Source organism: Desulfobacterales bacterium (assembly GCA_021647905.1).
Lineage (GTDB): Bacteria > Desulfobacterota > Desulfobulbia > Desulfobulbales > BM004 > JAKITW01.
Map to the genome: position 1 here is coordinate 1 of JAKITW010000036.1, position 26,961 is coordinate 26,961.

General features: G+C 58.3%; 26 protein-coding genes and 1 tRNA gene. 20 read left to right on the forward strand and 7 right to left on the reverse strand.

The window, feature by feature from the left end:
• Nucleotides 1-346: 346 nt before the first annotated feature.
• Both L3J03_06870 and L3J03_06875 read left to right on the forward strand, forming a co-directional pair.
• The gene (locus L3J03_06870; GenBank protein MCF6290698.1) at nt 347-922 is read left to right on the forward strand and encodes a hypothetical protein; all 576 of its coding nucleotides are present in this window, start codon (nt 347-349) and stop codon (nt 920-922) included.
• 202 nt (nt 923-1,124) lie between these two features.
• A complete protein-coding gene (locus L3J03_06875; GenBank protein ID MCF6290699.1) occupies nt 1,125-2,588 on the forward strand; it encodes a cobyric acid synthase in 1,464 nt (487 codons plus the stop codon).
• A gap of 30 nt (nt 2,589-2,618) precedes the next feature.
• On the opposite strand, the gene rpoN is transcribed toward L3J03_06875, so the two are convergent.
• The 3 genes from rpoN to lptA are packed head-to-tail and all read right to left on the reverse strand — an operon-like array spanning nt 2,619 to nt 5,546.
• Entirely contained in the window at nt 2,619-4,064 is a 1,446-nt protein-coding gene (rpoN, locus tag L3J03_06880) for an RNA polymerase factor sigma-54 (GenBank protein MCF6290700.1), read from the reverse strand.
• Between the two features lie 31 nt (nt 4,065-4,095).
• Complete coding sequence (lptB, locus tag L3J03_06885) at nt 4,096-4,818, reverse strand: LPS export ABC transporter ATP-binding protein (GenBank protein MCF6290701.1); 723 nt, start codon at nt 4,816-4,818, stop codon at nt 4,096-4,098.
• Nucleotides 4,818-5,546: a lipopolysaccharide transport periplasmic protein LptA gene (lptA, locus tag L3J03_06890; GenBank protein ID MCF6290702.1), complete on the reverse strand. Its 729-nt coding sequence runs from the start codon at nt 5,544-5,546 to the stop codon at nt 4,818-4,820. Before lptA ends, lptB begins: the two co-directional genes overlap by 1 nt.
• 452 nt (nt 5,547-5,998) lie before the next feature.
• Between lptA and argB the strand changes: the two genes are divergently transcribed.
• The 16 genes from argB (at nt 5,999) to L3J03_06970 (ending at nt 20,656) form a co-directional block, all read left to right on the forward strand.
• A complete protein-coding gene (gene argB / locus L3J03_06895; protein MCF6290703.1) occupies nt 5,999-6,880 on the forward strand; it encodes an acetylglutamate kinase in 882 nt (293 codons plus the stop codon).
• Nucleotides 6,877-8,079, forward strand: a complete 1,203-nt coding sequence (locus L3J03_06900; GenBank protein ID MCF6290704.1) for an aspartate aminotransferase family protein — start codon at nt 6,877-6,879, stop codon at nt 8,077-8,079. The genes argB and L3J03_06900 overlap by 4 nt, the downstream gene beginning before the upstream one ends.
• A 133-nt stretch (nt 8,080-8,212) precedes the next feature.
• The gene (argF, locus tag L3J03_06905) at nt 8,213-9,130 is read left to right on the forward strand and encodes an ornithine carbamoyltransferase (protein ID MCF6290705.1); all 918 of its coding nucleotides are present in this window, start codon (nt 8,213-8,215) and stop codon (nt 9,128-9,130) included.
• A gap of 101 nt (nt 9,131-9,231) precedes the next feature.
• Entirely contained in the window at nt 9,232-10,422 is a 1,191-nt protein-coding gene (locus tag L3J03_06910; GenBank protein MCF6290706.1) for an argininosuccinate synthase, read from the forward strand.
• Entirely contained in the window at nt 10,419-11,849 is a 1,431-nt protein-coding gene (argH, locus tag L3J03_06915; GenBank protein ID MCF6290707.1) for an argininosuccinate lyase, read from the forward strand. The genes L3J03_06910 and argH overlap by 4 nt, the downstream gene beginning before the upstream one ends.
• Nucleotides 11,846-12,337, forward strand: a complete 492-nt coding sequence (locus tag L3J03_06920) for a hypothetical protein (GenBank protein ID MCF6290708.1) — start codon at nt 11,846-11,848, stop codon at nt 12,335-12,337. Before argH ends, L3J03_06920 begins: the two co-directional genes overlap by 4 nt.
• A 69-nt stretch (nt 12,338-12,406) precedes the next feature.
• On the forward strand, nt 12,407-13,672 hold the full coding sequence (lysA, locus tag L3J03_06925; GenBank protein MCF6290709.1) for a diaminopimelate decarboxylase: 1,266 nt from the start codon (nt 12,407-12,409) through the stop codon (nt 13,670-13,672).
• The gene (dapF, locus tag L3J03_06930) at nt 13,669-14,514 is read left to right on the forward strand and encodes a diaminopimelate epimerase (protein MCF6290710.1); all 846 of its coding nucleotides are present in this window, start codon (nt 13,669-13,671) and stop codon (nt 14,512-14,514) included. The genes lysA and dapF overlap by 4 nt, the downstream gene beginning before the upstream one ends.
• A gap of 287 nt (nt 14,515-14,801) precedes the next feature.
• Nucleotides 14,802-15,683, forward strand: a complete 882-nt coding sequence (dapA, locus tag L3J03_06935; GenBank protein ID MCF6290711.1) for a 4-hydroxy-tetrahydrodipicolinate synthase — start codon at nt 14,802-14,804, stop codon at nt 15,681-15,683.
• An 84-nt stretch (nt 15,684-15,767) separates the two neighbouring features.
• Entirely contained in the window at nt 15,768-16,577 is an 810-nt protein-coding gene (gene dapB, locus L3J03_06940) for a 4-hydroxy-tetrahydrodipicolinate reductase (GenBank protein MCF6290712.1), read from the forward strand.
• A 68-nt stretch (nt 16,578-16,645) separates the two neighbouring features.
• Entirely contained in the window at nt 16,646-17,821 is a 1,176-nt protein-coding gene (locus L3J03_06945; protein ID MCF6290713.1) for an LL-diaminopimelate aminotransferase, read from the forward strand.
• A 6-nt stretch (nt 17,822-17,827) separates the two neighbouring features.
• Complete coding sequence (gene folK / locus L3J03_06950) at nt 17,828-18,355, forward strand: 2-amino-4-hydroxy-6-hydroxymethyldihydropteridine diphosphokinase (protein MCF6290714.1); 528 nt, start codon at nt 17,828-17,830, stop codon at nt 18,353-18,355.
• Nucleotides 18,356-18,374: 19 nt separating this feature from the next.
• Nucleotides 18,375-18,638 (forward strand): YHS domain-containing protein, encoded by a 264-nt coding sequence (locus L3J03_06955; protein MCF6290715.1) that lies wholly within the window; start codon nt 18,375-18,377, stop codon nt 18,636-18,638.
• Nucleotides 18,635-19,282, forward strand: a complete 648-nt coding sequence (gene fsa / locus L3J03_06960; GenBank protein ID MCF6290716.1) for a fructose-6-phosphate aldolase — start codon at nt 18,635-18,637, stop codon at nt 19,280-19,282. Before L3J03_06955 ends, fsa begins: the two co-directional genes overlap by 4 nt.
• Nucleotides 19,283-19,836: 554 nt before the next feature.
• Nucleotides 19,837-20,454, forward strand: a complete 618-nt coding sequence (locus tag L3J03_06965; protein MCF6290717.1) for a lytic transglycosylase domain-containing protein — start codon at nt 19,837-19,839, stop codon at nt 20,452-20,454.
• Between the two features lie 115 nt (nt 20,455-20,569).
• Nucleotides 20,570-20,656 (forward strand) — tRNA-Leu (locus L3J03_06970).
• Between the two features lie 740 nt (nt 20,657-21,396).
• Here L3J03_06970 and L3J03_06975 read toward each other — a convergent pair.
• The 4 genes from L3J03_06975 to L3J03_06990 form a co-directional block, all read right to left on the reverse strand.
• Nucleotides 21,397-22,368, reverse strand: coding sequence for a nucleotidyl transferase AbiEii/AbiGii toxin family protein (locus tag L3J03_06975; protein MCF6290718.1), 972 nt, complete (start codon nt 22,366-22,368; stop codon nt 21,397-21,399).
• Nucleotides 22,365-23,171 (reverse strand): hypothetical protein, encoded by an 807-nt coding sequence (locus L3J03_06980; protein MCF6290719.1) that lies wholly within the window; start codon nt 23,169-23,171, stop codon nt 22,365-22,367. Before L3J03_06980 ends, L3J03_06975 begins: the two co-directional genes overlap by 4 nt.
• Before the next feature lie 885 nt (nt 23,172-24,056).
• The gene (locus tag L3J03_06985) at nt 24,057-24,515 is read right to left on the reverse strand and encodes a PIN domain-containing protein (protein MCF6290720.1); all 459 of its coding nucleotides are present in this window, start codon (nt 24,513-24,515) and stop codon (nt 24,057-24,059) included.
• Entirely contained in the window at nt 24,505-24,807 is a 303-nt protein-coding gene (locus L3J03_06990; GenBank protein ID MCF6290721.1) for a type II toxin-antitoxin system Phd/YefM family antitoxin, read from the reverse strand. The genes L3J03_06985 and L3J03_06990 overlap by 11 nt, the downstream gene beginning before the upstream one ends.
• 790 nt (nt 24,808-25,597) lie before the next feature.
• Here L3J03_06990 and L3J03_06995 point away from each other — a divergent pair.
• A complete protein-coding gene (locus L3J03_06995) occupies nt 25,598-26,050 on the forward strand; it encodes a hypothetical protein (protein ID MCF6290722.1) in 453 nt (150 codons plus the stop codon).
• Entirely contained in the window at nt 26,043-26,714 is a 672-nt protein-coding gene (locus L3J03_07000) for a hypothetical protein (GenBank protein ID MCF6290723.1), read from the forward strand. The genes L3J03_06995 and L3J03_07000 overlap by 8 nt, the downstream gene beginning before the upstream one ends.
• Nucleotides 26,715-26,961: the final 247 nt, after the last annotated feature.

Below are 26,961 nucleotides of genomic sequence, written 5' to 3' on the forward strand. Positions count from 1 at the left end.
TGCCGAAGTTGTTTCAAATTCCGCTTTTGCCGTCACGGCCGCGGCTCAGGGTCCGCTACACCGTTCGCTATAAGAAAACCCCTTTCCCGGTCCAACCTCAAACGTACGGGGTTTACCGAAACCTTACCCACGGCCATGCGACCCGAATTCGAGGTTGGAGTTATGTCATAATAAAAAAAAGAGCGCGGGGCAAGGGCAGGGGTGTCGGGCAGAAATAATTTTAGATGGTTGGCGAGTTCCGCAAAACGGGTATCATTGTTGGGGGATGATCTCAGCGGAACAGTCCGGCCGACAGGACCGGCCGAGTAAGGCTTTATAAAGGAAATTTTGATAAGGAGCAGAGCGGATGGATACCAAGAGCAAGACGAGCAATTTGTCCCGGATGATAGTGCTGTTTCTGGTGATTTTTGTGGGGATCGGTTTCCTGATCCCGGAGGCGTCAAGGGCCGCCTCTGCCAAGGAGATCAACATCCGGGTTGACGCCGCCTTAAAGCGGTTCAAGAAAGAGGTGGTGGGTGGGGCCGAGTTCTTGAAAAAAGCGGACGGGGTGCTGGTCTTTCCCCGCGTGATCAAGGCCGGCATCGGCATTGGCGGCGAGTATGGCGAGGGGGCCCTGCGGATCGGCGGGAAGACCGTTGAGTATTACAGTACTGCCGCCGCCTCGATCGGCTTTCAACTCGGGGCCCAATCCAAGTCCGTGGTGCTGGTCTTCTTGACCAGAAAGGCGCTGGCCGATTTCAGGAACAGCGAGGGCTGGAAGGCCGGGGTGGACGGCTCGGTGGCCCTGATCAAATGGGGAGTCGGCGAGGATGTCAACTCCATGGATATCAAGGACCCGATCGTCGGCTTCGTGTTCAGCAACAAGGGGTTGATGTACAACCTGACCATCGAGGGGTCCAAGTTCACCAGGATCGTCCGCTGATATCGGCCCGCCGATGGTTTTTAAAAAAACCTCTTTCCTTATCCGTGTTAACCCGTGGTAACCGTTCACCGGGGGTATGGAATTACGGTAACCTCATGCCCGTAAGCGTTCATCCCTGTAACTTCAAAGGGCCAGCCCGGCGCGGCGACTTTCATATAATTTTTTCGGAGATAACAGCTTGAGGCATAAGGCACGATCCATCATGTTGCAGGGTACCTGCTCCGATGCGGGTAAATCGGTGCTGACCGCGGCCTTCTGCCGGATCCTCCTCCAGGACGGACTGCGGGTCGCGCCGTTCAAGGCGCAGAACATGTCGCTTAACTCCTTTGTCACCCGGCACGGCCTGGAGATGGGCCGGGCCCAGGTGGTCCAGGCCCAGGCCGCCCGCCTCGATCCGGACGTGCGGATGAACCCGGTGCTCTTAAAGCCCTCCAGCGACGTGGGCAGCCAGGTGATCGTCATGGGTAAACCGGTGGCCAATATGAAGGTGGCCGAGTATCTGGCCTATAAGCCCACGGCCTGGCAGGCAATAACCGATGCCTATGATTCCCTGGCCCGGGAATATGATCTCATTGTCCTGGAAGGGGCCGGCAGTCCGGGGGAGATCAATCTCAAGCACCATGACATTGTCAACATGGCCATGGCCCGTCATGCCGGGGCCCGGGTATTGCTGGTGGGCGATATCGACCGGGGCGGGGTCTTTGCCTCCCTGGTGGGCCATTATGAGCTGATGGAGGAGTGGGAACGGCAACTTATGGCCGGCTACCTGATCAACCGCTTTCGCGGCGATGCCTCCCTGCTTGAGCCGGCCTTCTCCTTTATGCGGGAGCGGACCGGCTGGCCAACCTTCGGGGTGGTGCCCTATCTTGTTGATCTCGGGCTGCCCCAGGAAGATTCGGTCAGCTTTAAGAACGGCCTCTATGACAAGCCGGTCCCGGCCGGGGAACACGTCCAGGTGGCAATGATCGACCTCCCCCATATCTCCAACTTCACTGATATCGAACCCTTTCTCAACGAGCCGGACGTGGATCTGCGCATCGTGCGCCGGTCCGATGAACTGGGTTCGCCGGCCGCGCTGATCCTGCCCGGCAGCAAAAACGTGATCGCGGATCTCGAATTTCTGGTCTCCTCCGGCCTGGCCGGGGCGGTTTGCCGCCTGGCCGAGGGAGAAAACACGGAGATCATCGGTATCTGCGGCGGGTTCCAGATGCTGGGCCGGACCATCAGCGATCCCCATGGGCTGGAATCAGACGGCCGCAGTCTGCCCGGCCTGGGGCTGCTGGACCTGGAAACCGTGCTTGATCCGGACAAGACCCTGGTGCAGCGGAGTTTTGTCCATTGTGACTCCGGCGAGCAACTGACCGGTTACGAGATTCACCACGGTCGAAGCGTTTCCAGTTGCCGCGCCTTTCTTGAGGACGGTTCCGGGCAGCGGCAGGGGGCGGTCTCGGCGGACGGGCTTGTCTGGGGCAGCTACCTGCACGGCATCTTTGACCAGGACCGGTTCCGGCGCTGGTTCATCGACCGGCTGCGGGTTCGCAACGGCTATGCGGCCATGGAAAAGATCCTGGCGCCCTATGACCTGGAGCCCGCCCTTGACCGGCTGGCGGCCGCGGTGCGTGCCAGTCTGGATATGGCGGCGGTCTACCGCCTGCTGGGCCGGTAATATGTTGTTGTTCCTGGTGAATAAAGCAGACTAAAGCTTGGGCTTGCGCCGGTGCTTGACCGGCAGGATGCCGAGCTGTTCCCGGTACTTGGCCACGGTGCGGCGGGCGACCTTGATGTCTTCCCCGGCAAAGAGCAGGGAGATGGCGTTGTCAGTGAGCGGCTTGTCCGGGTCCTCTTTTTTGATCAGCAGCCGGATCCGGTCGCGGATGGACTCCGCGGCCACGTCGTTGCCGCCTTTTTTGGTCAGGCCGGCGCTGAAAAAGTATTTCAGTTCATAGATCCCCTGGGGGGTGTGGACGTATTTGTTGGTGGTCACCCGGCTCACCGTTGATTCGTGCATTTCGATGTCCTCGGCCACGTTACGCAGGACCAGGGGCCTGAGATGGCTGACCCCCTTTTCGAAAAATTCCCGCTGGAACTTGAGCAGGCTCTCCACCACCTTGTAGATGGTCCGTTGCCGCTGCTGGATACTCTTGATCAGCCAGACCGCGTCCTTGAGCTTGTCCTTGATGTAGCTCCTGGTCTCCGGGTTGACCGTGGCGTCGTTGTCAAGGATGTCCTGGTAAGCGGAAGAGACCTGCAACCGGGGCAGCCCCTCGTCGTTGAGCACGATCAGGTACTCGTCGTCCACCTTGTGGATGAACACGTCGGGGATGATGTAATGGGTGTCTTCATCGGAGTAGCCGCGGCCCGGGAACGGGTCCAGCCGGGTGATGATATCCACCGCGGCGAGCACGCTTTTAACCGGCCGGGCAACGGCTTTGGCAATGGCGGCGTAGTTCTTGGTCTCCAACTGGTGGAGATGGTCGCGGATAATCGTCTCCGGCAGCCGATTGGTGAGTTCGAGCCGTTTAAGCTGCAGGAGCAGGGATTCCTTGACGTCCCGGGCCGCGATCCCGGCCGGGTCCATCTCCTGGATCGTGGTCAGGGCCCGGCGGGCGACCTCCTCGCTGCAGGGAACCTGGCCGACGATCTCTTCAAGAGATGCCTTGAGGAAACCGTGCCGGTTCAGGCTGCCGATGATGAACTGGCCGGCATTTTTTTCCTCCTCGCTGAGCAGGGCATGGGCCAGTTGCCACTGGAGATGGGACTGGAGATTGGGTTTCTTGGCCAGGAAATCCAGCCGGGTGACCCGGTTGGGGTCCGGGGCCTCCCGGGAAAAGGAGAAACCGGCATCATAGTGGTTGGCATAGTCCTCTTCCCAGTTGGTCTCCGCCATGGGGGTGGGACTGCTCTCCATGGAGACTTCCTCGGTTTTTTCGCCGGCCAGGGCATCGGATTCTTCCGGGGGCAGGGCTGCCTCGTTTTCGTCGGGCACCGCCTCTTCAAGCAGCGGATTCCGCTCGATCTCCTGACGCAGGGCCTCGGCCAGTTCCAGCCGGGAGAGCTGGAGCAGCTTGATCGCCTGTTGCAGCTGCGGGGTCATCAGCAGCTGTTGCGTCATCTTGAGCTGTTGCCTGAGTTCCAGTACCATCTCTCCGCTCTATTGCCGCCCGTGGCCGGGATTACATGCTGAAGTTTTCGCCGAGATACATCTTCCTGGCAATCTTGTTTTTAACGATTTCCTCGGCCCGGCCGTGGACCAGGATCCGGCCGTTGTTGATGATGTAGGCCATGTCGCACACCGAGAGCGTTTCGCGGACATTATGGTCTGAGATCAATATCCCCAGCCCTTTCCGCCTGAGGTCGGCGATGATCTGCTGGAGATCGGCCACTGACAGGGGATCGATCCCGGCAAAGGGTTCGTCGAGCAGGATAAAACGGGGCTCGGTGGCCAGGCAGCGCATGATTTCCAGCCGGCGCCGTTCACCGCCGGACAGGGTGTGGGCCATGTTGTCGGCCAGGTGCTCGATCTTCAGCTCCTGGAGCAACCGCTTGACCCGGGTATTGATCACTGCTTTGTCAAGGCCCAGGGGTTCAAGGACGATCCGGACGTTTTCCTGTACCGTGAGCTTCTTGAACACCGAGGACTCCTGGGCCAGGTAGGCTATTCCCCGGCGGGCCCGTTCATGGATGGGAAGCCGGGTGATATCCTCGTTGTTGAGCAGGATGGCGCCGCTGTCCGGCCGGATGAACCCGGCAATGGAATAGAAGGTGGTGGTCTTGCCGGCCCCGTTGGGGCCCAGGAGCCCTGCCACCATCCCGTTTTCCACCTGGAGACTGACCCCGTCCACCACCCGGCGGTTCCGGTACTGTTTGACAATCTCTCTGGTAGCCAGTACAGCCATTACTCCGTCACCTGACCCGGCCCGTTGTCCGGATAGATGTATGCCTTGACCCGCCCGGTGCCGGTGCCGCTCCGCTCAACCACGCTGGTCCCCTGGTCCAGAAGAAGGGTGATCCGGTCGCCGGTGACCATGTTCTTGTCCTGCCAGGCCTTGGCATTGCCGAAAAGGACCACCTTTTGTTCCCGGGCGAAAAACTCCATTGTATCGCCGCTGGCGGTCAGCTTCCCCTTGGTGATCGTAACATTGCCCCGGGCGGTGAGTTTCCTGATTCTCTGGGTCATGTCCGTGCCTGGTTTGTCCACGTTCTGGGGCAGATAGGAGACCGTCATCTCTCTGGCGGTAATGGTTATATCCCCTTGCCTGGCCTCCACCCGGCCGGTGAACAGGACCAGGTCGTCCTGCTGGCGGGACTCCATCCGGTCCGCCTCGATCAACAGCGGGGTCCGGCCGTGGGCCTTGGCGTCTGGTGCCTTCTTCGGGCCTGGCGTTGAGGCCTTGGGAGCGCTTTTCCGGGAGTCCGCCCTGATCAAGATCGGGGCACTGGCCTGGGGCCGGGCCTTGCGGGCCGCCGCCTCGATCAGCAGGGGGGGCGGACCGTTGGCCCCGCCCGGCGGGCCTGCCGCCCGGCAGGGGGTCAGGCCCGCCAGGACAACCGAGATGATTCCGATGATCTGGAAGGGGCGGAAGTGCATGCTGGCGGTCTCTGCTCTGTAATCGCTGGTTATCATTGCCTTTGTTACCTGTCCGGGACTCGGGCAGGGGGGGTATTTTTTCCTGCTAGAGCATACTGAGTGTTGCGGTGAAAGTAAAGTGTTCTCCGTTGCCGGTTCCACAAAGATTTCTTTACAGAGTCGCGGCTTATCATTAGAATACCGCTTTGGTTTTTCAGGGGACAGGGGACAGAAGACAGAAGACAGAAGACGGAAGACTGAGGACAGAAGACAGAGGACAGAGGACAGAGGACAGAAGACAGAGGACAGAAGGCAGAGGGCAGAGGGCAGGGGACAGAGGGCGGAAGACGGAAAATGAGTGCTGAGCAATGAGTAACCAGCGATGAGTGCGGAAGCAAGAAGATAACAGAAAAAAACTGGTGCCAGTGGTGGTGGCTGAAACCTGTGTCTGTCTGTCAATCTAAAAATCCGCGGAGAGAGATTTTCATATACATGAAACGAGGCGGCCAATGAAGAAACGCATTGAAAAGGCAAAGGTCCTCATTGAGTCCCTCCCTTATATCCGGGAGTTTTACGGCAAGACGGTGGTGGTCAAGTATGGGGGCCACGCCATGGCGGACGAGCAGTTGAAGAAGAGCTTTGCCCTGGATATCATCCTGATGAAGTATATCGGCATCAACCCGGTGGTAGTCCATGGCGGCGGCCCGCAGATCAACCAGGTGCTTGACCGGATGCGGATCACCCCCAGCTTTATCCAGGGGATGCGGGTCACCGACGGTGAGACCATGGACGTGGTGGAGATGGTCCTGGTCGGCAAGGTCAACAAGGAGATCGTCGGCCTGATCAATCAGCACGGCGGCCGGGCCGTGGGGCTTTCCGGCCGGGACGGCGATATGATCCGGGCCCGGAAGATGACGGTCAGGAAGAGCCAGGCCGCCGATGCCCCGCCGGAGATCATCGACCTCGGCCGGGTCGGCGAGGTGACCCGGGTCAATCCGGCGGTGCTCCAGTCCCTGGATGTTGCCGACTTCATTCCGGTGATCGCGCCGGTGGGGGTGGGCGAGGATCGTTTTTCCTATAATATCAACGCCGACCTGGTGGCCGGGGCCGTTGCCGGGGAGCTGAAGGCGGCCAAACTGGTCCTGCTCACCGACGTGGCCGGGGTTCTGGGCAAGGACGGGAAACTGCTCACCTCGCTGAACAGCGGTCAGGCCGGGGACCTGATCCGTTCCGGTGACATCGCCGGCGGGATGATCCCCAAGGTCAAATGCTGCCAGTCCGCCCTTGGACTGGGGGTGGGCAAGGCCCATATCATCGACGGCCGGGTGGAACATGCCCTGCTGCTGGAGCTGTTCACCGATCAGGGGGTGGGCACGGAGATTGTGCAATGAGCAATACCAGCCAGGACTGGATCCAGCGGGCCGACCGGGTTCTGGTCGGCAACTACAGCCGCTTCCCCGCAACAATGGTGCAAGGGCGCGGCTCTAAGCTCAAGGATGCCGATGGCCGGGAATACCTGGATTTTCTCTCCGGAATAGCAGTCTGCGCCCTGGGTCACTGTCACCCGGCGGTCACCCGGGCGATCTGCGAACAGGCCGGCGAACTGGTCCATGTGTCCAACCTGTTTTACACCCGGCCCCAGATCGAACTGGCTGAACTGCTGGTTGCCAATTCGTTTGCCGACCGGGTCTTTTTTGCCAACAGCGGTGCCGAGGCCAATGAGGCGGCGATCAAGCTTGCCCGCAAGCACAGCGCCGCGGCGCGGTTTGAGATTATTTCGCTGGCCGGCTCTTTCCACGGCCGGACCCTGGCCACGGTGGCGGCAACCGGCCAGCCCAGGTTCCACCAGGGTTTCGAGCCGATGCCCGCGGGATTCGTGCATGCGCCCTTTGGCGATCTCAGCGGTCTGGAGGCGATGATCGGGCCCAGGACCTGCGCTGTTCTCTGCGAACCCCTGCAGGGGGAAAGCGGGGTCCGGCTGCTTGCGCCGGACTATCTCAAGGGAATCCGGGAACTGTGCGACCGCAACGGTCTGCTCCTGATATTCGACGAGGTCCAGACTGGTATCGGCCGCACCGGCACCCTGTTCGCCCACGAGCAGCTGGGGGTTGTCCCGGATATCCTTACCTCGGCCAAGGCCCTGGCCAACGGGTTGCCCCTGGGCGCGATGCTCACCACTGAAAAAATCGCCGCCTCCCTGACTCCGGGCTCGCATGCCTCCACCTTTGGCGGCAACCCGGTGGCCGCGGCCGCGGCAGTGGCCACCCTGAAGATTGTGCTTGGCAAGGGATTTCTCGATGAGGTGCGGGCCACGGGTGATTATCTGGGCGAACAACTGGCCGGACTTGCCCGGAAACATCGCCAATATGCCACGGGCAGCCGGGGCATGGGGATGATCCGGGCCCTGGAGTTGACCGGGGCCGGGATCGACCAGGGGATAACCCTGGTCAACCGGATGTTCGACCAGGGTTTTCTGATCAACTTTGCCGGCAATACGGTGCTCCGGTTCGTGCCGCCGCTTACGGTCGGCCGGCCGGAGATCGATACCATGATCAGCGCCCTTGACCAGACCCTGGCCGCTCTGCCCTGACCGGGCAATAATATATTTGCAAAAAGCGACATTTTTTATATAAATGAATGTTTCGGCTCAATATGCCCTCCTTTTCGCGGTGTGATCGCGGCGGGCAGGTATTGAGCCTTCATCATTTAAGAGACTGATGATCATGGCAACGCATCTGTTAAATCTCTGGGATTGTACCGCCGAGGAGCTGAACGCCTATATCCGGCGGGCCCTTGAACTCAAACAGGAGGCCCGGGCCGGAACCAGCCACCGGCAACTGGCCGGCAGGATTGTCGCCCTGGTCTTTGAAAAGCCCTCCACCCGGACCCGGGTTTCCTTTGAGGCCGCCATGTACGGCCTGGGCGGCCAGGTGATCTTCATGGCGGACAAGGACACCCAGATTTCCCGGGGCGAGCCGTTAAAGGATATGGCCCGGGTGCTGGCCCGCTACGTGGACGGGATGGTGGTCCGCACCTACGGCCAGGAGGTGGTGGAGGAGTTGGCCCGCTTTTCCACGGTCCCGGTGATCAACGCCCTGACCGATCTCCATCACCCCTGTCAGATCCTGAGCGATATCATGACCGTGATCGAAAACAAGGGCGATATTGAAAAACTGCATGTAGCCTGGGTCGGCGACGGCAACAATATGGCCAACTCCTGGATCCAGGCGGCCGGGCGGATGGGTTTTTCCCTGACCCTGGCCTGTCCCGAGGGCTATGATCCGGACCCGGACATCCTGCTTCAGGCCCGGGAACAGGCACCCCGGCCGATCAGCCTGATCCGTGATCCGGCCGGGGCGGTCCGGGGTGCCGATGTGATCAACACCGATGTCTGGGCCAGCATGGGCCAGGAAGACGAGCAGCAGGTCCGGGCCCGGATATTCAGGCCCTTTCAGGTCAATCAAGAGCTGCTCGGCCAGGGCAATGCGGACGCCATTGTTCTCCATTGCCTGCCGGCCCATCGCGGCGAGGAGATCACCGATGCGGTGCTGGAAGGCAAGCAGTGCGTGGCCTTTGACCAGGCCGAGAACAAGCTCCATATCCACAAGGCGATCCTGGAGAGACATCTGCTTGGGAAGTGAGGCGCAGATTGTTAACTCAGAATTGTGAATTTTGAATTAAGAATTAAGAATTGAGAATCAATACTCTGATGAATCAGGGTATTGAAGATACGGAGAGATAAATGGCGGTAAACAAGATAGTGTTGGCCTATTCCGGCGGGCTGGACACCTCGGTGATCCTCAAATGGCTGGCAGAGCAGTATCAATGCCCGGTGGTGGCCTTTGCCGCCGACCTCGGCCAGCGTGAGGACTGGGACGCGGTCCGGGCCAAGGGCATGGCCACCGGCGCCGACAAGGTGGTGATCAGCGATCTTAAGGAAGAGTTTGTCCGGGATTACATCTTCCCGGCCTTCCGGGCCAATGCCATCTATGAGGGCTCCTATCTGCTGGGCACCTCCCTGGCCCGGCCGCTGATCGCGCAAGAGCAGGTGCGGCTGGCCGGGGCCGAGGGCGCGGACGCGGTGAGCCACGGCGCCACCGGCAAGGGCAACGACCAGGTCCGTTTCGAGTTGAGCTATATGGCCTTGAATCCACGTCTGGCGATCATCGCCCCCTGGCGAATCTGGGACCTCAACTCCCGGACCAGGCTGGTCGCCTATGCCGAGCAGCACGGAATCCCGGTGCCGGTTACCAGGGAAAAGCCCTACAGCTCGGACGAGAACCTGCTCCATATCAGCTTTGAGGGCGGCATTCTCGAGGACCCCTGGAACGAGCCCGAGGAGTCGATGTTCGAGTTGACCTGCTCGCCGGAAAAGGCGCCGGACAGGCCCACCTATATTGAACTGGAGTTTGAGCAGGGCGACCCGGTGGCCATTAACGGCGAACGGTTGTCTCCAGCGGCCCTGTTCACCGAGTTGAACCGGCTGGGCCGGGAAAACGGGATCGGCCGGCTGGACATGGTGGAGAACCGGTTCGTGGGGATGAAGTCCCGCGGCGTGTACGAGACCCCGGGCGGCACCATCCTCCGGGCCGCCCATCGGGACCTGGAGACCATCACCATGGACCGGGAGGTGCTGCGGGTCCGCGACAGCCTGGTGCCGCGTTATTCGGAGCTGGTCTATAACGGGTTCTGGTTCTCGCCGGAGATGCGCCTGCTGCAGAAAACCATGGATGATGCCCAGGCCACGGTGAGCGGCGTGGTCCGGCTCAAGCTCTACAAGGGCAACTGCATGCCGGTGGGCCGGAAATCGGACAATTCTCTTTACCGCGAGGCCCTGGCCACCTTTGAGGAGGACCAGGTCTACAACCAGGCGGATGCGACCGGATTCATCCGCTTAAACGCCCTGCGGCTCAGGGTCCAGGCCTTAAAATGAAAAAGAGCAGAGATATCGCCCCGGCCGGGGCCGGGTCCAAGCCCTGGTCCGGCCGGTTCAGCGAAAAGACCGCTGCCTCGGTGGAGGCCTTTACCGCTTCCATTCATTACGATTACCGGCTCTATCGCCACGATATCGCCGGCAGCCGGGCCCATGCCCGGATGCTCGCCCGGCAGGGGCTGCTCACCAACGAGGAGCGGGACCGGATTCTCGCCGGACTTGATGCCATTGAAGAGGAGATCGACAACAACAGTTTTGTCTTCCGGCCCGAACTGGAAGATATCCACATGAATATCGAAAAGGCCCTGGTGGACAAGATCGGCCCGGCCGGCGAAAAGCTGCATACGGCCCGGAGCCGTAACGACCAGGTGGCCCTGGACATGCGTCTCTATCTCCGCGAGGAGAGCGGCCGGTTCATCGAGCTGCTCACTGAACTGCAGAAGGGTTTCGTCGGCCTGGCCCGCCGCTATCTCGGGGCGGTGATGCCCGGGTACACCCACCTGCAGCGGGCCCAGCCGCTTCTGCTCAGCCATCACCTGCTGGCCTATTACGAGATGTTCGGCCGTGACCGGGAGCGGCTGGCCGACTGTCTGAAGCGGATCAACGTAATGCCCCTGGGCGCGGCGGCCCTGGCCGGCACCGGGCTGCCCGTTGACCGGGAATCCGTGGCCCGGGAACTCGGTTTCCCAACCGTGACCGCCAACAGCATGGATACCGTGGCTGACCGGGATTTCGTGGTCGAGTTCGCCGCGGTATGCACCCTGATCCAGCTCCATCTGAGCCGGCTGGCCGAGGAGTTGATCCTCTGGGCCGGCCAGGAGTTCTCCTTTGTCGAGATCGCCGACCGTTTCTGCACCGGCAGCAGCATCATGCCCCAGAAGAAGAATCCGGACATTCCGGAGTTGATCCGCGGCAAGAGCGGCCGGGTGGTGGGCAGCCTGATGGGATTGATCACCATGCTCAAGGGGCTGCCCCTGACCTATAACCGCGACCTGCAGGAGGACAAGGAGTTGATCTTCGACAGCGTGGACACGGTGGGCCAGTGTCTGGCGATCAGCACCGAGCTGTTGGGCGGGTTGACCTTTAACACCGAGACCATGGCCCGGGCGGCCCGGTCCGGCCAGATGACCGCCACTGATCTGGCCGATTACCTGGTCCTGAAAAAAATGCCCTTCCGGTCCGCCCACGCAGTGGTGGGCCGGGCCGTGGCCTTTTGTATTGAGCAGGGCCGGGAACTGGCCGATCTTTCCCTGGCGGAACTGCGTGAATTTTCTCCGTTGATCGAGGCGGATGTCTTTGCGGTGCTTTCGGTGCGGGGTTCGGTGGACAGCCGGCAATCCAGCGGCGGTACCGGTACCGGTGTGGTGACCCGGGCCCTGGCCCGGGCCGAGGCGGCCCTGGGAATTGAATCCGGAGGTGATCGATGAAGCGCATTGACGCGGCAGGCCTGATGGGCCAGTCGGTTTTTATGTTGGCCCTGGCGCTGCTCCTGGTCGGCTGCGGCCGCAAGACCCTGCCAGTGCCGCCCCAGGGGCTGCTGCCGGCGCCGATCTCCGATCTTGCCTATACCCTTGACGCCGACGGGGTGACCTTGACCTGGTCTTACCCAATGCGTCTGGAGAACGGTGAGCCCCTGGACCAGGTGGACGGGTTTGAACTGATCCGGGCGGTGATGCCGGAAAAGGATGGTTGCGCCGGATGTCCGATACCCTTTCAGGGGCCGGAGAAGATCCCGGTCAGGGCCTTGAACGAGGCCGGGACCGGCAGCGGCCCGGCGCGGGTCAGCTATCATCTGCCCCTGGACCGGCCCGGTCATCGTTATACCTTTAAGGTTCGTTCCTTTCGGAGCGGGGTATGGCGGAGCAGCCGGGACTCCAACACGGTCTCCTTTGTCTGGCCGGCGGCAACGCCATAGGGCGTTACTCCGGCAGGGCGGGGAGAGCGTTTTGCAGCGACCTTCATATCAACAAGAGATGATAAGACCATGAACCATTTTTTATATCAGGACAATGTCCTGCACTGTGAATCAGTGCCGATACCGGTGATTGCCGAGGCTGTGGGTACGCCTTTTTATCTGTACAGCAGCGCCACCCTGACCCATCATTTCAAGGCCTTTGACAGCAGCTTTGCCGGGCAGGCCCATCTGACCTGTTTTGCGGTCAAGGCCTGTTCCAACCTGGCGGTGCTGCAGCTCTTCGCCCGGCAGGGCGGCGGCGCGGATATCGTTTCCGGCGGCGAGTTGTTCCGCTCGCTCAAGGCCGGGGTGGCCCCCAAGCGGATCATCTACTCCGGGGTGGGCAAGACCAGGGAGGAGCTGCGTTACGCTCTGCTCTCCGACATCCTGCTTTTCAACATCGAGTCCGAGCAGGAGCTGGAACTGCTCCAGCAGACCGCGGCTGAACTGGGGGTCAAGGCCCCGGTTTCCTTCCGGATCAACCCGGACGTGGACCCCGGGACCCACGCCTACATCTCCACCGGTCTGGCCAAGAACAAGTTCGGCATTCCCGTTGAGGACGCGATGGCGGTCTATCTCAAGGCCAGTGCCATGCCCAACCTGGAGGTAAAGGGGATCAGCTGTCATATCGGCTCCCAACTCACCGAGATTTCGCCTTTTACCGAGTCCCTGTGCAAGATCAAGGTTTTTATCAACAAACTGGCCCGGCATGATATCGCCATCCGCTATCTCGACCTGGGCGGCGGGCTCGGGGTCCGCTACCGGGACGAGGAACCGCCCCATCCCCGGGAGTATGCCGAGGCGATCAAGCTGGAGCTGGCCGGGCTGGACTGCACCTTGATCCTGGAGCCGGGACGCGTTATAGTGGGCAACGCCGGGATCATGGTCAGCAGGGTGCTCTACACCAAGCGGACCAGCAAGAATTTCGTCATTGTTGACGCGGCGATGAACGACCTGGCCCGGCCCAGTCTTTACGGTGCCTACCACGACATCATCCCGGTGGACCGGCTCCAGGCCGATAATCGGGGCGGCTCGGAGATAGCCGACGTGGTGGGGCCGATCTGTGAAACCGGTGATTTTCTGGCCCGCGGCCGGCAGCTGCCGGTCTTTGATCGCGGTGATCTGATCGCGGTGATGAGCTGCGGGGCCTATGGTTTTTCCATGGCGTCCAACTACAACTCCCGGCCCCGGGCCGCCGAGGTCCTGGTTCAAGGCGACGAGTTCCATGTGATCCGCAGCCGGGAAACCTATGAAACCTTGATCCAGGATGAGAATATCCCCGAGTTTTTGAAATGAGTCCCGATTTCCCCATTCCCTTTACCAAGATGAGCGGTACGGGCAATGATTTTATCATCATTGACCATCGCCGTCCTTTTCTGCCTGACCGCGAGATCCCCGGCTTTGTCCGGAGCGTGTGCCAACGCGGCTTTTCCGTGGGCGCCGACGGGCTGATCCTGATTGAGGATGACCCGGAGGCGGATTTCCGCTGGCAGTTCTTTAACGGTGACGGCAGCCGGGCCGAGATGTGCGGCAACGGGGCCCGCTGCGCGGCCCGGTTCGCCCTTCAGAAAAAGATCGCCCCGGCCCGGATGCGGTTTATCACCGATGCCGGGCCCATTGAGGCCGAGGTCCTGGACGGCCGGGTCAAGCTCAAGATGACCCCGCCCGTTGATCTCCGGCGGAACCTGTCCGTTCAGGTAGACGGGCGAAAGATCGAACTGGATCATATCAATACCGGCGTGCCGCACGCGGTCCATATCGTTGAGCAAGACGAGGCGGTGGACGTGGCCGGATGGGGCCGGGCCATTCGTTTTCATCCGTTGTTCGCCCCGGCCGGGGCCAATGTCAATTTTGTCCGGCAGCTCGGTCCGTCCGCCCTTGGGGTGCGTACCTATGAGCGGGGGGTGGAGGCCGAGACCATGGCCTGCGGCACCGGCGCGGCGGCGGCGGCGATCATCGCCGCCCTGCAAGGGCTGGTTTCAGCGCCGGTTACGGTGACCACCTCGGGAGGGGCCCGGCTGACCATCCATTTTTCCCTGGTCAACGGTACCGGGGTTGCGGGTCTGTTCCTCGAGGGCCCGGCCCGGATCGTCTATGAGGGAGAACTGCGGGCCGGGGCCCTGGAAAAGGATGGGTAAACTTTGTCGGTCTCGCAACAACCCGCTCGACGGACGTGATTCGTCTTGTAACTTGTTGATTTTATTGGGTGGCATTTGAAGCCTTTCGGGTTGTTACGAGTTCATCAACTTTAATTAATATTTACCGCTGAGTACGCGGAGGCCGCAGAGAAAGTCATATTATTTTAAACAATCGGCCCTGCGTCCTCTGCGCCCTCCGCGGTGAGACCAGACTTTTTGCGTGATATTTTGATTTGTTACATGACCAGCGGATATTGAACCAGGAGCAGGAAAGGAGGTTTACGGGTATGGGTATATTTCGGGGCGCCTTTGTGGCCATTGTAACGCCGTTTGTCGATGGGCGGGTGGACGAAGAGGGGTTAAAGGGTCTGATCGAGTTCCATATCGCCAACGGGACCCATGGCATTGTCCCCTGCGGCACCACCGGCGAATCAGCCACCTTGAGCCATGACGAGCATCGCCGGGTGGTGGAGTTGACCATTGCCACGGTCAACGGCCGGGTGCCGGTCATGGCCGGCAGCGGTTCCAACAGCACCAGCGAGGCCATCGAGCTGACCCGGTTTGCCAGACAGGCCGGGGCCGACGGCGTGCTGATGGTCTCCCCCTATTACAACAAGCCCTCCCAGGAGGGGTTGTACCGCCATTACCGGGCCGTGGCCGAGGCGGTTGATATCCCGATTGTCCTCTATAACGTACCGGGCCGGACCAGCTCCAATATACTGCCGGCCACAGTGGCCAGGCTGGCCGAGGTCGACAATATCGTCGGTATCAAGGAGGCCTCCGGCAGCCTGGCCCAGATCAGCGAGGTGATCAGGCTCTGCCCCGATGATTTCATCCTCCTGTCCGGCGATGATCCCACCTGCATGGCCACCACCCTGATCGGCGGCCAGGGGGTCATCTCAGTGACCTCCAACGTGGCGCCGGCGGACATGGCAACGATGATCGACGCGGCCCTGGCCGGTGACCTGGCCCGGGCCAGGGAACTGCACTACAGGCTTGCCCCGTTGATCAACGCGATGTTCATCGACACCAACCCGGTGCCGGCCAAGACCGCCCTGGAGTTGATGGGGCGGATCGGCTCCGGCACGCCGCGGCTGCCGCTCTGCCCGATGAGCGACGCCAAGGTGGGCCAACTGCGCCAGGCCCTGGCTGACTACGGGCTGCTGTAGTTTTCACCGATGGGTTGTTTCCCGGATAAAGGCGCAGGGCGTACGGCATTATGTAATTGTCATGTAGAGTAAGAGGAGCGGATTATGACCAGGGTAATTGTTGCCGGCGCGGCCGGGCGGATGGGCCGGCGGATCGGCTATATGGTGCGGCAGCATCCGGATCTGCAGCTGGTGGCCGGGTTTGAACCGGAAGGGAGCCCGTTCGTGGGCCGGGACATCGGCGAGGTCGGCGGCTACGGTTCCATCGGGGTCCCGATCAGCGCGGGACTGGAAGGGATCATCGACCAGGGCGAGGTGATCATCGACTTCACCTTTCACCAGGCCACCATGGATTTTGCCAGGAGGGCGGCCGAACATAACAAGGCGATGGTGATCGGCACCACCGGCCTTACCGCGGAGGACCTGGCCGGGTTGAAATCCCTGGCCGCTGATTTTCCCTGTGTGCAGGCCCCTAATATGGCGGTGGGGGTCAACGTGCTGTTCAAGGTGGCGGCCAAGGTCGCCGCCATCCTTGGCAACGACTATGATATCGAGATCATCGAGGCCCACCACCGGATGAAAAAGGACGCCCCCAGCGGCACGGCCCTCAAACTGGGCGAAATGGTGGCCAGCGCGGTGAACCGCGACCTGGATAAGGTCGGGGTCTATGCCCGGCACGGGATGATCGGCGAACGTACTGACCAGGAGATCGGTATCCAGACCATCCGGGCCGGGGACATCGTTGGCGAGCATACAATCTATTTCGCCGGGGCCGGCGAACGGCTGGAGATCACCCACCGGGCCCATAACCGGGACAACTTTGCCCGGGGCGCGGCCCTGGCCGCGGCCTGGGTCACGGACAAGGCCAACGGCATGTACACCATGTTCGACGTGCTCGGCCTGCGGGATCTTTAAGTGATTGTGAAATGTGAAGTGTGAATCGTGAAAAGTAAAAATAAACCAATGAAGGATTTAGTCATTTTATGATTACCATTGAAAAAGCCGACCGGCTCAAGCAACTCCCCCCTTATCTGTTTGCCGAGCTGGATCGGAAAAAGGCCGCGGCCCGGGCCAAGGGCGTGGATGTGATCGACCTGGGCGTGGGCGACCCGGACCTGCCCACCCCGGACAATATCATTGCCAAGCTGGAGGAGGCGGCCCGGCAGCCCCGGTATCACCGCTATCCCAGCTACACCGGGATGAACTCCTTCCGGGAGGCGGTGGCCCGCTGGTACCGGAAGCGGGCCGGGGTGGAACTGGACCCGATCAAGGAGGTTGTTTCGCTGATCGGCTCCAAGGAGGGGATCGCCCATCTGCCCCTGGCCTTTGTCAATCCCGGCGACCTGGTCCTGGTGCCCAGTCCGGCATACCCGGTCTATGCCATTGCCGCGATGTTCGCCAACGGTATTCCCCACGAGATGCCGCTGCTCAAGGAGAACGATTTTCTCCCGGATCTTGACGCCATCCCGGCCGAGGTGTCGGCCAAGGCCAAGTTGATGTTTCTGAACTATCCCAACAATCCGACGGCGGCCACGGCCACCATCGGGTTTTTTGAAAAAGTGGTGGCCTTTGCCCGGCGGCACAACATCATTGTCTGCCATGACTATGCCTATTCGGAGATGTCCTTTGACGGCTATGTGCCGCCCAGTTTCCTGGAGGCCGAGGGCGCCATGGAGGTGGGGGTCGAGTTCCACTCCCTGTCCAAGACCTATAACATGACCGGCTGGCGGATCGGTTTCTGTGTTGGTAATGCAGAGGTGATCGGCGGCCTGGGCCGGATCAAGAGCAATATCGACTCCGGAATCTTCGAGGCGATCCAGGTCGCCGGGATCGAGGCCCTGGAGGGCGATCAGACCTGTGTCGCGGAGATGCGGGCCATCTATACCGAGCGTCGCGACATACTCATCGCCGGATTGACCAAACTCGGCCTGGAGGTGACCGCGCCCAGGGCCACCTTCTACGCCTGGATCTCGGTGCCCGAGGGGCACGATTCGGCAAGCTTTGCCGGCCTGCTCCTGGATGAGGCCGGTATCGTGGCCACGCCCGGCAACGGGTTCGGCGATCCGGGCGAGGGCTATGTGCGGATGGCCCTGACCGTGCCCAAGGAGCGGCTGCAGGAAGCAGTGGACCGGGTTGCCGCGGTCATGGCCGCGGGCTGACATTCCTTGCGGACGCGGGTTTTTATCGGCCTGGGCGCCAACCTGGGTAACGGGCTGGTCAGTCTGCCCCGGGCCTGGGACCGGATCGGCCGCCTGGATGGTATTGTCTGCGGCCGGCTGTCCAGCCCCTTCCGGACCATGCCAAAGGGCATGGACAGCAGGCGGAAGTTCATCAACGCGGTGGGTGAGCTTTTCACCGACCTGGGGCCGGAAGCGGTGCTGGCCGGACTGCTGGCCGTGGAAAAGGAATGGGGCCGGGTGCGGGGACCGAGTGACCGGTACCAGGACCGGCCCCTGGACCTGGATATTATTTTCTACGGGAAGCTGATCTTTCGTACCAAGGCCTTGAGCGTGCCCCATCCCCGCTGCACGGAGCGGCTCTTTGTCCTGGCCCCGCTGGCGGAACTGGCCCCGGACTTCCGCCACCCGGTTTCCGGGTATACGGTGGCCCGATTGCTGGATCAGCACCTGACCACCAACGCCGGCCGGGCCGAACAGCAGGGGCTGGAAAAACCGGCCTGGCCGGACCGGTAAACCTAATGGAGATTTTCTTGTGAGCCCCCTTCGTCTGCTCATCTTTGGCATCCTGGCCTATATCTTTTACCGGATGGTGACCGGTCCCCGGAAGCCGTCCGTAACCGGGAAAAAGGCGGACGCGCCGGACAAGATCCAGGACGTGCTGGTCGAGGATCCGGTCTGCCACACCTATGTGCCCCAGGCCCAGGCAATCCAGCTCTATCACGACCACCAGACCCTTTATTTTTGCAGTCAGGAGTGCTGCAACAAATTTCTCATCGACAAAGGAGTGAAAGAATGAAGTTTTTCATCGACACAGCCAACACCGAGGAGATTGCCAAGGCCGTGGCCCTGGGCATGGTCGACGGCGTTACCACCAATCCCTCGCTGATCGCCCGTGAGGACCAGCCCTTTGAGGAGCTGCTCCGCCGGATCTGCAACATGGTCGACGGTCCGGTCAGCGCCGAGGTGGTGGCCCTGGACGCCGAGGGCATGGTTGCCGAGGGCAGGGAGCTGGCAGCGCTTCATCCCAATATCGTGATCAAGGTGCCGATCACCACCGCGGGTCTGCAGGCGGTCAAGGCCCTGGCCAACGAGGGGATCAGGACCAATGTCACCCTGATCTTTTCCGCCTCCCAGGCCCTGCTGGCCGCCAAGGCCGGGGCCGCCTTTGTCAGTCCCTTTGTCGGCCGGCTCGACGATATCTCCCACCAGGGCATGGACCTGGTCAATGATATCATGACCATCTTCAACAACTACGGCTATGAGACCGAGGTGATCGTGGCCAGCGTGCGCAGCCCGATGCACGTGGTGGATGCGGCCCTGATCGGCGCTGACATCGCCACCATCCCATATAAGGTTATCGAGCAGCTGAGCAGGCATCCGCTCACTGATATCGGCATGGAAAAATTCCTGGCTGACTGGGAGAAACGCACCCGGAAGTAAATAAACGGCTACATGCACCACATCTTCGTGCGCTCGGGATGATCGGCATAGCCGACTATGGCCGACCATTCCGATCACACAAATCTGCAGCACCTGTAACCGTTTACTGTTTGCTGTTAAGGTTAAAGCCCCCGCCTTCAGGCGGGTAGATTTATCACTTCCAATGGAATCCGGTTGGAAGGGAAGAGTTTTTTTTACTTCGTGCTCGTGAACGTGCTCGTGAACGTAAACGTGATCGAGACAAGAAAAAAATAAATATGTTGCGAGCAAGCAGGATGGATTATCAAGGAGAGTCGCTCGATAACTGGACTTGTCGTTCGCCAAAAGCACTTATGTTCGTGTACGAGTACGTTCACGAGCACGAGCACGTCAAAAACGGGTCTTGGACCCGTATCCCGACTTTCAGTCGTTAAGTTAACCCACCGTCTTCAGACGGTGGTTGTTAAGTTCCGGGTAACGGGTAACGAGCAATGAGCAAAACTTTCCTGTAAGCGATTACTGAAAGTTTGAGATACCCCCTTTTGTGTGAGAGGTTGGTGGCAGGGAGGAGGTCGATGCAGTTCTTGGTATGGAGAGGACTGGTCCTGATTTTTTTGCTGGCCGTTATTGCCGGACCGGCGGCCGCGGCCGCCTATATCTACAGCTTTGTGGATGAAGCCGGGGTGCTTCATTTCACCAATGCCCCGGTCGATGCACGCTACCGGCCGACCCGCTACCTGGCATCAGCGCCGGAATCGAACAGCCGGGCCGGCCGCAATTACGATACCTTGATCCGGGCCGCGGCCCGTCGGCACCAGCTGGACCCGGAGTTGATCCGGGCGGTGATCAGAGTGGAGTCCAACTTCGAGAAAAAGGCCGTCTCCTCCAAGGGGGCCCGGGGGTTGATGCAGCTCATGCCCGGCACGGCAATGGAGATGGGGGTGGGTTCGGTCTTTGACCCGGCCGACAACATCATGGGCGGCAGCCGCTATCTGCGCAAGCTCTATGACCGGTTCCAGGGCGATCTGGAGCTGACCCTGGCCGCTTACAACGCCGGCCCGAACCGGGTGGAAGAGAGCGGCGGGGTGCCCCGGATTCCGGAGACGGTGAGCTATGTCCGTCAGGTGCTCCGCCAGTACCGGAACTACCGGGGAGCAGGCAGCGGGGTCCGTCTCACCGGGGCCGGCAAGTAGGGTCCCGGATGTGTGATTTTTCCTCCGTATTCATGCTGAATCCAAGGCCCTGGCGGCCGGCCCCTTTCCCCTTGACAGGATCAGCGCGAGTACGGTAAGTACACCATACCCAACAGCCGGAGTGGTGAAACTGGTAGACGCACTGGACTCAAAATCCAGCGGGGGCAACTCCATGTCGGTTCGATTCCGACCTCCGGCACCAACGCATAATCCGCTAAAGTCCAAGGCGGTCCAGAAAGCCCCGAGAAATCGGGGCTTTTTCTTTTTCTGTTGTCCGGTCCCTGTGCTGAACAGAAAGATAGCCACAGGTGGTTGATGAATCAATATCCTGCCTGTAGAGCACAACAATTGCCGCTGGATGACGCCGTTCTGCTTGCAGCGGCCCAGGTCGATCCGGACGGGTTCTCGGCTGCTACGGAATAAAGATGGCAGGCCGGACTCCGCCATACGGAAATGAACTATGGGGTCCTGGAATCAGATCACTCCTGCTCACTGGTTCTTGTAAATAAAAGAGGCAGGTCCCGGCAGAACCTCTCAACCGGAATTACCCTGACCCCGTCTTTTTCGTAATCCTTGACTCCCCCTTTCCGGTAATAATCCAGGCGCGCCGATCCTGTAACGATAAACGAGATTTCAGATTTGTGGGTGTCGTATAGGCCTTTGACGAGGTTGCGCCATCTGGCGAATTTATGCACCTCATCCAATACAACAAGGAATTTCCGGGACTATTTCCTCTGGCCGACGACGGAAAACTGGTCGGGCGTCGGTATTCTTGAATATTGAGGGAAAACCCAGGGCCAGGCTCGGGGGTAGTGATGTTAAAGCCTGAAAGAAACAAATCCCTACCTGCGTGGTCCTGAAAAGCGAGAGAAAGGACTTTGGCCAACGTCTCCTCCTCTCTTTTTTCGTTTCTTTGGAGATAAAATGTTGCTATCCGTCCCATCATGACAACCCCTTATGTTTTCGGACATTGATTGCCTTCCATTCAAGAAGCGGTTGTCTTTGGATGCGCTCCTGGAGAGTTGGATCGGCGGTTAGAATTGTCGAGTCGATCTCTCCCTGATCGAGCAGCAGGTCAAGAAATGCCCTTTCGGCCTCCGTGAAGGGCAATACCGCAGACAGGGCCTGGCGGCACTCATCACCAAGACGGGTGCCATATTCGGCGGAAGTCTCTTGTCCCGCAGATGCATTGACGCGCAAGGTCGGGATCAACTGCCGGGCCAATTCCACCGCGTCGAAATCCAGATCATCGGCGGAAACCGTTCTCCAGTCCTTACGGTTCATTGCTCCGTATACAACGAAGGCTGTACGCAGCCGTTCATGGTCGAAATTACCCATATGCAGAATTCCGTGGCTGTCGAACAGGTCTCTCGCTTGCCTGCGTGCCAGCAGTGCCGCCAGTTTGCCTGCCGCCAACTCGTGAATATCTATTATCGGTATTCCGGTAGCCCGCCAGGCTCCCACCGGATGAGAGTCGGATATCGTGACCGGCCACAACGGGACCCGGAACATGAAGTTGAGGTCCACCTCGAGATTGCCGGACAGGCCGGCCGCACTCTGATAACGCAACAGCCATTTGCCACCGGCATGCTCTTCCGGCATACGCCTGACGGTGAACCCCTCCCGTGCAAAGACCGCTCGGGCCGCCTGCTCGATCTTGGGGCGTTCGGCAAGCATGGCTTCCCGGTCCTCGGCACCCACGTAGTTCAGATCAATGTCAACTGAAAGCCGGGGTACGTCAAAGACGAAAAGGTTCAGGGCGGTTCCGCCCTTGAGGGCCAACTTGCCTTTCAAGAAAGGATGACTGCCGAGGGCATCGAGAAGCCCCAGCAGCCGGGCCACCTTTTCGAGTACGTCCGATCTGAATCCTGTTGCTGCCGCTTCGGCGGTCAGCTTTTCATGGGAGATTTTCACAGCACTTCCCCCCATGCCCGTTCGAATAATTCAACAGGCACCACCAGGTTCCAATTCCGGACGAGCCGCCCGGACTTCCGATTGGAGCGATCCAGGTAATGCGGTTGTCGAGGCCGGTGATCGTGGAGTGGCTTGAGATGGGCTTTTTCGACCATCAGGGTTTCACGATGCTGTTCCAGGAAAAAGCCGACCTTGGCGGTTGTGGTCGCATTGTTGAGCAGGAGAGCGTATTCCACCACCTTGTCGAGATCAAAGAACTCGACCGACTCCAGGGAACGCCATATTTCCTCCCAGCTTCCCGAGATGTCCGGCCGGTCCAGGACATCCACCAGCGTCCGCTCCAGGCAGGTAACAGGGACTTCCAGGCCGGAGCGGTCAACGGTGACGACACCAAAAAATTCTTTCCCCTCCCGGCAAAGTGCCTGCGGAAATTTTACGCCGCGGAAGACACGGGAGCGGAAGGTAACAATTGAAACAGGGCGGGAAGCCGAATAGGTGAAATGTTCCCGTACGGAGTAAGCACGGCCGTAAATATCCAAGGCCGTATGGTATGACAGAACAGCATCCTTGGTCAGCTTCGCAGCCACCAGAAAAGGATCGACCGGGTACGAATCCGGATCGGCGCCAGGCGGGATGACAGCATACAAACCACGCCGTATGAGAATGACGTGCCCTGTTTTCCGATGGTAATCCAGCAGAGACTCCCTGGTCCTGGGGCCTGATTTCCCCATGGCCGCCAGGTGTCTGTTCAGCTCTTCGCCAGTGAACACCGGATGTTTGCGGAAAAACTCTTCATGTTTCATGACAAGCTACTTGACAATAATTCATATAACCCATAGCTATTTTATGTGTTACTCTTGATATTGTCAAGTAAAAATAGAAGCTCTTTGAAGATAATACACAAAACCCATGTTTTTTTGTGGGGTTCGCGTGCGAACGTCAAGCGCCGGCCTTTCTGGCGATTTCTTTCTTTTCAAGCATGACAGGCCGACGACGGAAAACTGGTCGGGCGTCGGTACTCTTGAATATTGTGTAAAAGGGTAGAGTAGGAAGCTGATTTCCGATCAGCGACTGGGATTTTCATTGACGCCTCGCCGCACGCGGCTACTGCGTATCAACCGTCCTGTATCGTTCATCAGCCTCCCCTCATCAAACCGTGCGTGCGGTTTTACCATTCGGCTTCGCCTCATTCTCGCCCCTTCGGGCTCGTGGTCTCCGCTGCGCTCTGGCTCCCGCACACGGCTTTCCGATGTTCTTCACCGCAGGGCATGCGCCCTCGTCCAACCCGCTGTCGCTGGCACCTTGAAAAGCCCGTAGCGCTCATAGAGATCGCGCCGCGGAATCCGTACGTAACATGACCCGTTTGACAGGGTCTGGTTTGTACGTCTTGCCCTTCAAATGCTTGCCGTAACCCTTCAATTCCACGGAATATCAATGATAACGAGTCTTCTATGGCTTTCCTTTGCGGCATAATTGTCGGTCTCGCAACAACCCGCTCGACGGACGTGATTCGTCTTGTAACTTGTTGATTTTATTGGGTGGCATTTGAAGCCTTTCGGGTTGTTACGAGTTCATCATAATTGATCTCTTTTAATGGCTAACCCTGAACTCAGCGGCTGGCCAAAAGCTTGCCCGATAAGGCCGCCGCGCTTCTTCCAGTTCGCTGAAGTGATTCGTTCTGCCACAGCTCATATTTCTTCACCATAATAAGATAGTTCCTGAATATGGCCGAATTCTTTTACCTTTGAAATGTGTTTTTTGTCATTCGTTATAAAAATAGCATTACTATAAATTGCCAAAGCTTGATACAAGCAGTCGGTCAACTCAGGATAACCACTTTTTTTGCTCCCCACTCTTGCCATTTCTATAGCTTTCATGCGTACTTCAATATTGGGAACAACAATTTGCAGTATTTCTTGTTTGGCTAATCTTTCAATATATTTTAGATGCAGTTTTACTTCTTTAATGTCGTCAAGATTGCCACAAAGAACTTCTGTTATTTCATCTAGGGCGAGGCTTGGGACTATAATTTGAATTTGTTCTAAAATAGCATCTTTTATAATTTGTTTTGCGGTATTCTGTAATGATCTACAGTAGATATATTCAAGAAAGACATTCGCATCCAGCACATATTGGTTATTTGCCATATCTGATACTTGCCTTGATTCTTTTTTGTTTACGCATGGATCTTAAAATATCAACAGGATTTTGATCTATTCCAATCCTCGGCAAACCATTCAATTCTTCCAATAGTTTTTTTTGCTTAGAGGTAATTGAAGACCGCCCCAATACATGGCTGCCCGAATCCTCAAGGGGAACAATTTTAGCTAACGGCTTCCCTTTCCTTTCAATAGTTACAACATCACCCTTATGAAAAACCTCATCCAGCAAAGTACCGAATTGTCTGCGAGCTGTTGTTACATCAATTATTCTTTCCATAATGTCCTCCAGGAACCATATTGACTATACTAACCATTATAGTTCCAGACGTAACAATGTCAACTTCTTTGTTTTTCCTTGTTGGTTGTGGCTGCGTGAAATTATGGTCCAGCCATGCTGGTTAGGTAACCGTTCACCGGCCATGCGAAAGAGGTCCACAATCTCAGGCCTGTAACCGTTCAGCAGTGCTGCAGATTTGTTCGTTTAGGCTTTTGAGCTATAGTCCCTCTATGTGAGAAGGCCAAAACGGACGAAGATGTAGTGCTGCTGAACGGTTACCTGGTTAGTACCAACGCTTCCAGCTTGTTCTGGGGGAGCATTACGCGTTTCTTTTAAAACGCTTCGCCTTTTCCCGGATGGCGTGGTTGTCGAACAGGTGCTCGAATGTACCGTTAACCAGAGAGCAACGGAGCTTGAGTGCCTATTCCAGTGAAGTCGGCGAATTGAAAAGTGGTATTCTCCGGGGAAAGCCCCATATTTTAGGGGCCTTTTTGGGGGCTTCGATTGAGTTGGTGTTTCTGGTCACTCAATCCCCCCTGTGTCGGGTCGACATACCAGTGGGCGGTGGACGGTGAGGATGAACAATGAAAAGAACAGTCCCGTCAACCTTGGCAACCTGATGCTTTCCTCTGGACCGGGTGGCCGACTTCACTGGAATAGGCAACTTGACTATTTTCTTTCATTATTGTATCTATTCATACAAGTAATTGTATAAAAAAGATCAACTTGTTGTATGGAGAGGTTGAACCTATGCTTTATAGGCTGGACCAAAAGGCATTACTGGAGGTTCTTGCTCAATGGAACAGTTTCATTAAGCGGAAGATTCATCTATCTGTTAAAAACATTGCAGGACCTGGGCTACAAAAACGTTACCGGCTCGGGCTGGCGGAGGAAAGAGGATCCTTATGTTTTCGATCTGTTTGCAGGGAACCGTATCCATACCACGGAATTATTGGAGTCGCCCCTGAAGGAGGGCAATCATACATTACTTAAAGAATTTTCAAGGCTTTATATTGGTATTCTGAATGAGTATGACTTGATAGCCAGCAAGCTTTTCCGTGGAACACAGGTTGATTTCGACGATAGCCTGATGCTGGTTAAGGCAAAAAGGAAAGAAATGGACCTCGAACACCTCGAACGTCATTATCTGGAGTTGGCCAGCCATGACGTTTCGGAAGATCGATTGAAAGGGAATATTGCTTGCTTTATGGAGCTTTTGCGGCAGGAGGGGATTTATGACTGAAGATAATCTGCTTGAAAATTTAGGCCGTCTTGGCTTCCCGCTGATGGAAGTCAGGCCGGACCTTGATGTAAATCAGACCCTGGCTGATGTCGTTGCTGGAAGAGATATGCGTTTATGGGAAGGGTTTCCCGTCCTGCTTGTCAATGGCGCCCAGGAGTACTCCTTTGATTATGAACAGGTCCGGAATTTATTGAAAACAGAAGAAGATCGAAAGAACTTCCACGCCCTTGTCCTCGTGTCATTGGCAATGTACCAATACAATCACCTGTCTTTTGTCTGGGCGAATGAACTCAAAACCAGACTTACCGAGGAAGACCGAAAACTGGTGAAAAAGGCACATAATGCCCTGGCCCATGATCAACCCGTTACAGCAGGGGAAACACTTTTTGACCCTTTCCGGCTGAAGGTGATGTTCAACCGGTATTTTGAACAGAATGCCGAGAAAGCCAAGCAACTCAAGGAAAAGCATGGGGAGCTTTCGCTGGAATTTGCCCTTTCCCGGTTGTTTTCTCCGAAGCAGAAAGAACTGTTTAAAAAGAAGTTGGAAGGTGAGGTGTTGACCAAGACTGAAAAAGAGTACTATTCACGTACGGTCAAGAAAAAGGTGGCAGCCCTAGCGAATCCCGAGCTGCATCGTCTGGCGCAGAAGCTTATGGATTATTAACAGTTTATCGCCAGGATATTGTTCGATAAATGGTAAGGTTTCGGTAAACCGCGTACGTTTGAGGTTGGACCGGGAAAGGGGTTTTCTTATACCGAACGGTGTAGCGGACCCTGAGCCGCAGCCGTGACGGCAAAAGCGGAACTTGAAACAACTTCGGCAGGATATGCTTATGGCTTCCGAATCGCCGTTGCGGCGAAGCGAGTTCCTGCTTGATAGCCTGTTCATGAACAGCCGGCCCTTCTCAATG

What these genes read in the sequence shown, in the direction of transcription:
- L3J03_06870 (MCF6290698.1), top strand. Translation starts at nt 347, where the DNA reads ATGGATACCAAGAGCAAGACGAGCAATTTGTCCCGGATGATAGTGCTG.
- L3J03_06875 (MCF6290699.1), top strand. Translation starts at nt 1,125, where the DNA reads ATGTTGCAGGGTACCTGCTCCGATGCGGGTAAATCGGTGCTGACCGCG.
- rpoN (MCF6290700.1), bottom strand. Translation starts at nt 4,064, where the DNA reads ATGGTACTGGAACTCAGGCAACAGCTCAAGATGACGCAACAGCTGCTG.
- lptB (MCF6290701.1), bottom strand. Translation starts at nt 4,818, where the DNA reads ATGGCTGTACTGGCTACCAGAGAGATTGTCAAACAGTACCGGAACCGC.
- lptA (MCF6290702.1), bottom strand. Translation starts at nt 5,546, where the DNA reads ATGATAACCAGCGATTACAGAGCAGAGACCGCCAGCATGCACTTCCGC.
- argB (MCF6290703.1), top strand. Translation starts at nt 5,999, where the DNA reads ATGAAGAAACGCATTGAAAAGGCAAAGGTCCTCATTGAGTCCCTCCCT.
- L3J03_06900 (MCF6290704.1), top strand. Translation starts at nt 6,877, where the DNA reads ATGAGCAATACCAGCCAGGACTGGATCCAGCGGGCCGACCGGGTTCTG.
- argF (MCF6290705.1), top strand. Translation starts at nt 8,213, where the DNA reads ATGGCAACGCATCTGTTAAATCTCTGGGATTGTACCGCCGAGGAGCTG.
- L3J03_06910 (MCF6290706.1), top strand. Translation starts at nt 9,232, where the DNA reads ATGGCGGTAAACAAGATAGTGTTGGCCTATTCCGGCGGGCTGGACACC.
- argH (MCF6290707.1), top strand. Translation starts at nt 10,419, where the DNA reads ATGAAAAAGAGCAGAGATATCGCCCCGGCCGGGGCCGGGTCCAAGCCC.
- L3J03_06920 (MCF6290708.1), top strand. Translation starts at nt 11,846, where the DNA reads ATGAAGCGCATTGACGCGGCAGGCCTGATGGGCCAGTCGGTTTTTATG.
- lysA (MCF6290709.1), top strand. Translation starts at nt 12,407, where the DNA reads ATGAACCATTTTTTATATCAGGACAATGTCCTGCACTGTGAATCAGTG.
- dapF (MCF6290710.1), top strand. Translation starts at nt 13,669, where the DNA reads ATGAGTCCCGATTTCCCCATTCCCTTTACCAAGATGAGCGGTACGGGC.
- dapA (MCF6290711.1), top strand. Translation starts at nt 14,802, where the DNA reads ATGGGTATATTTCGGGGCGCCTTTGTGGCCATTGTAACGCCGTTTGTC.
- dapB (MCF6290712.1), top strand. Translation starts at nt 15,768, where the DNA reads ATGACCAGGGTAATTGTTGCCGGCGCGGCCGGGCGGATGGGCCGGCGG.
- L3J03_06945 (MCF6290713.1), top strand. Translation starts at nt 16,646, where the DNA reads ATGATTACCATTGAAAAAGCCGACCGGCTCAAGCAACTCCCCCCTTAT.
- fsa (MCF6290716.1), top strand. Translation starts at nt 18,635, where the DNA reads ATGAAGTTTTTCATCGACACAGCCAACACCGAGGAGATTGCCAAGGCC.
- L3J03_06965 (MCF6290717.1), top strand. Translation starts at nt 19,837, where the DNA reads ATGCAGTTCTTGGTATGGAGAGGACTGGTCCTGATTTTTTTGCTGGCC.
- L3J03_06980 (MCF6290719.1), bottom strand. Translation starts at nt 23,171, where the DNA reads ATGAAACATGAAGAGTTTTTCCGCAAACATCCGGTGTTCACTGGCGAA.
- L3J03_06985 (MCF6290720.1), bottom strand. Translation starts at nt 24,515, where the DNA reads ATGGCAAATAACCAATATGTGCTGGATGCGAATGTCTTTCTTGAATAT.
- L3J03_06990 (MCF6290721.1), bottom strand. Translation starts at nt 24,807, where the DNA reads ATGGAAAGAATAATTGATGTAACAACAGCTCGCAGACAATTCGGTACT.
- L3J03_07000 (MCF6290723.1), top strand. Translation starts at nt 26,043, where the DNA reads ATGACTGAAGATAATCTGCTTGAAAATTTAGGCCGTCTTGGCTTCCCG.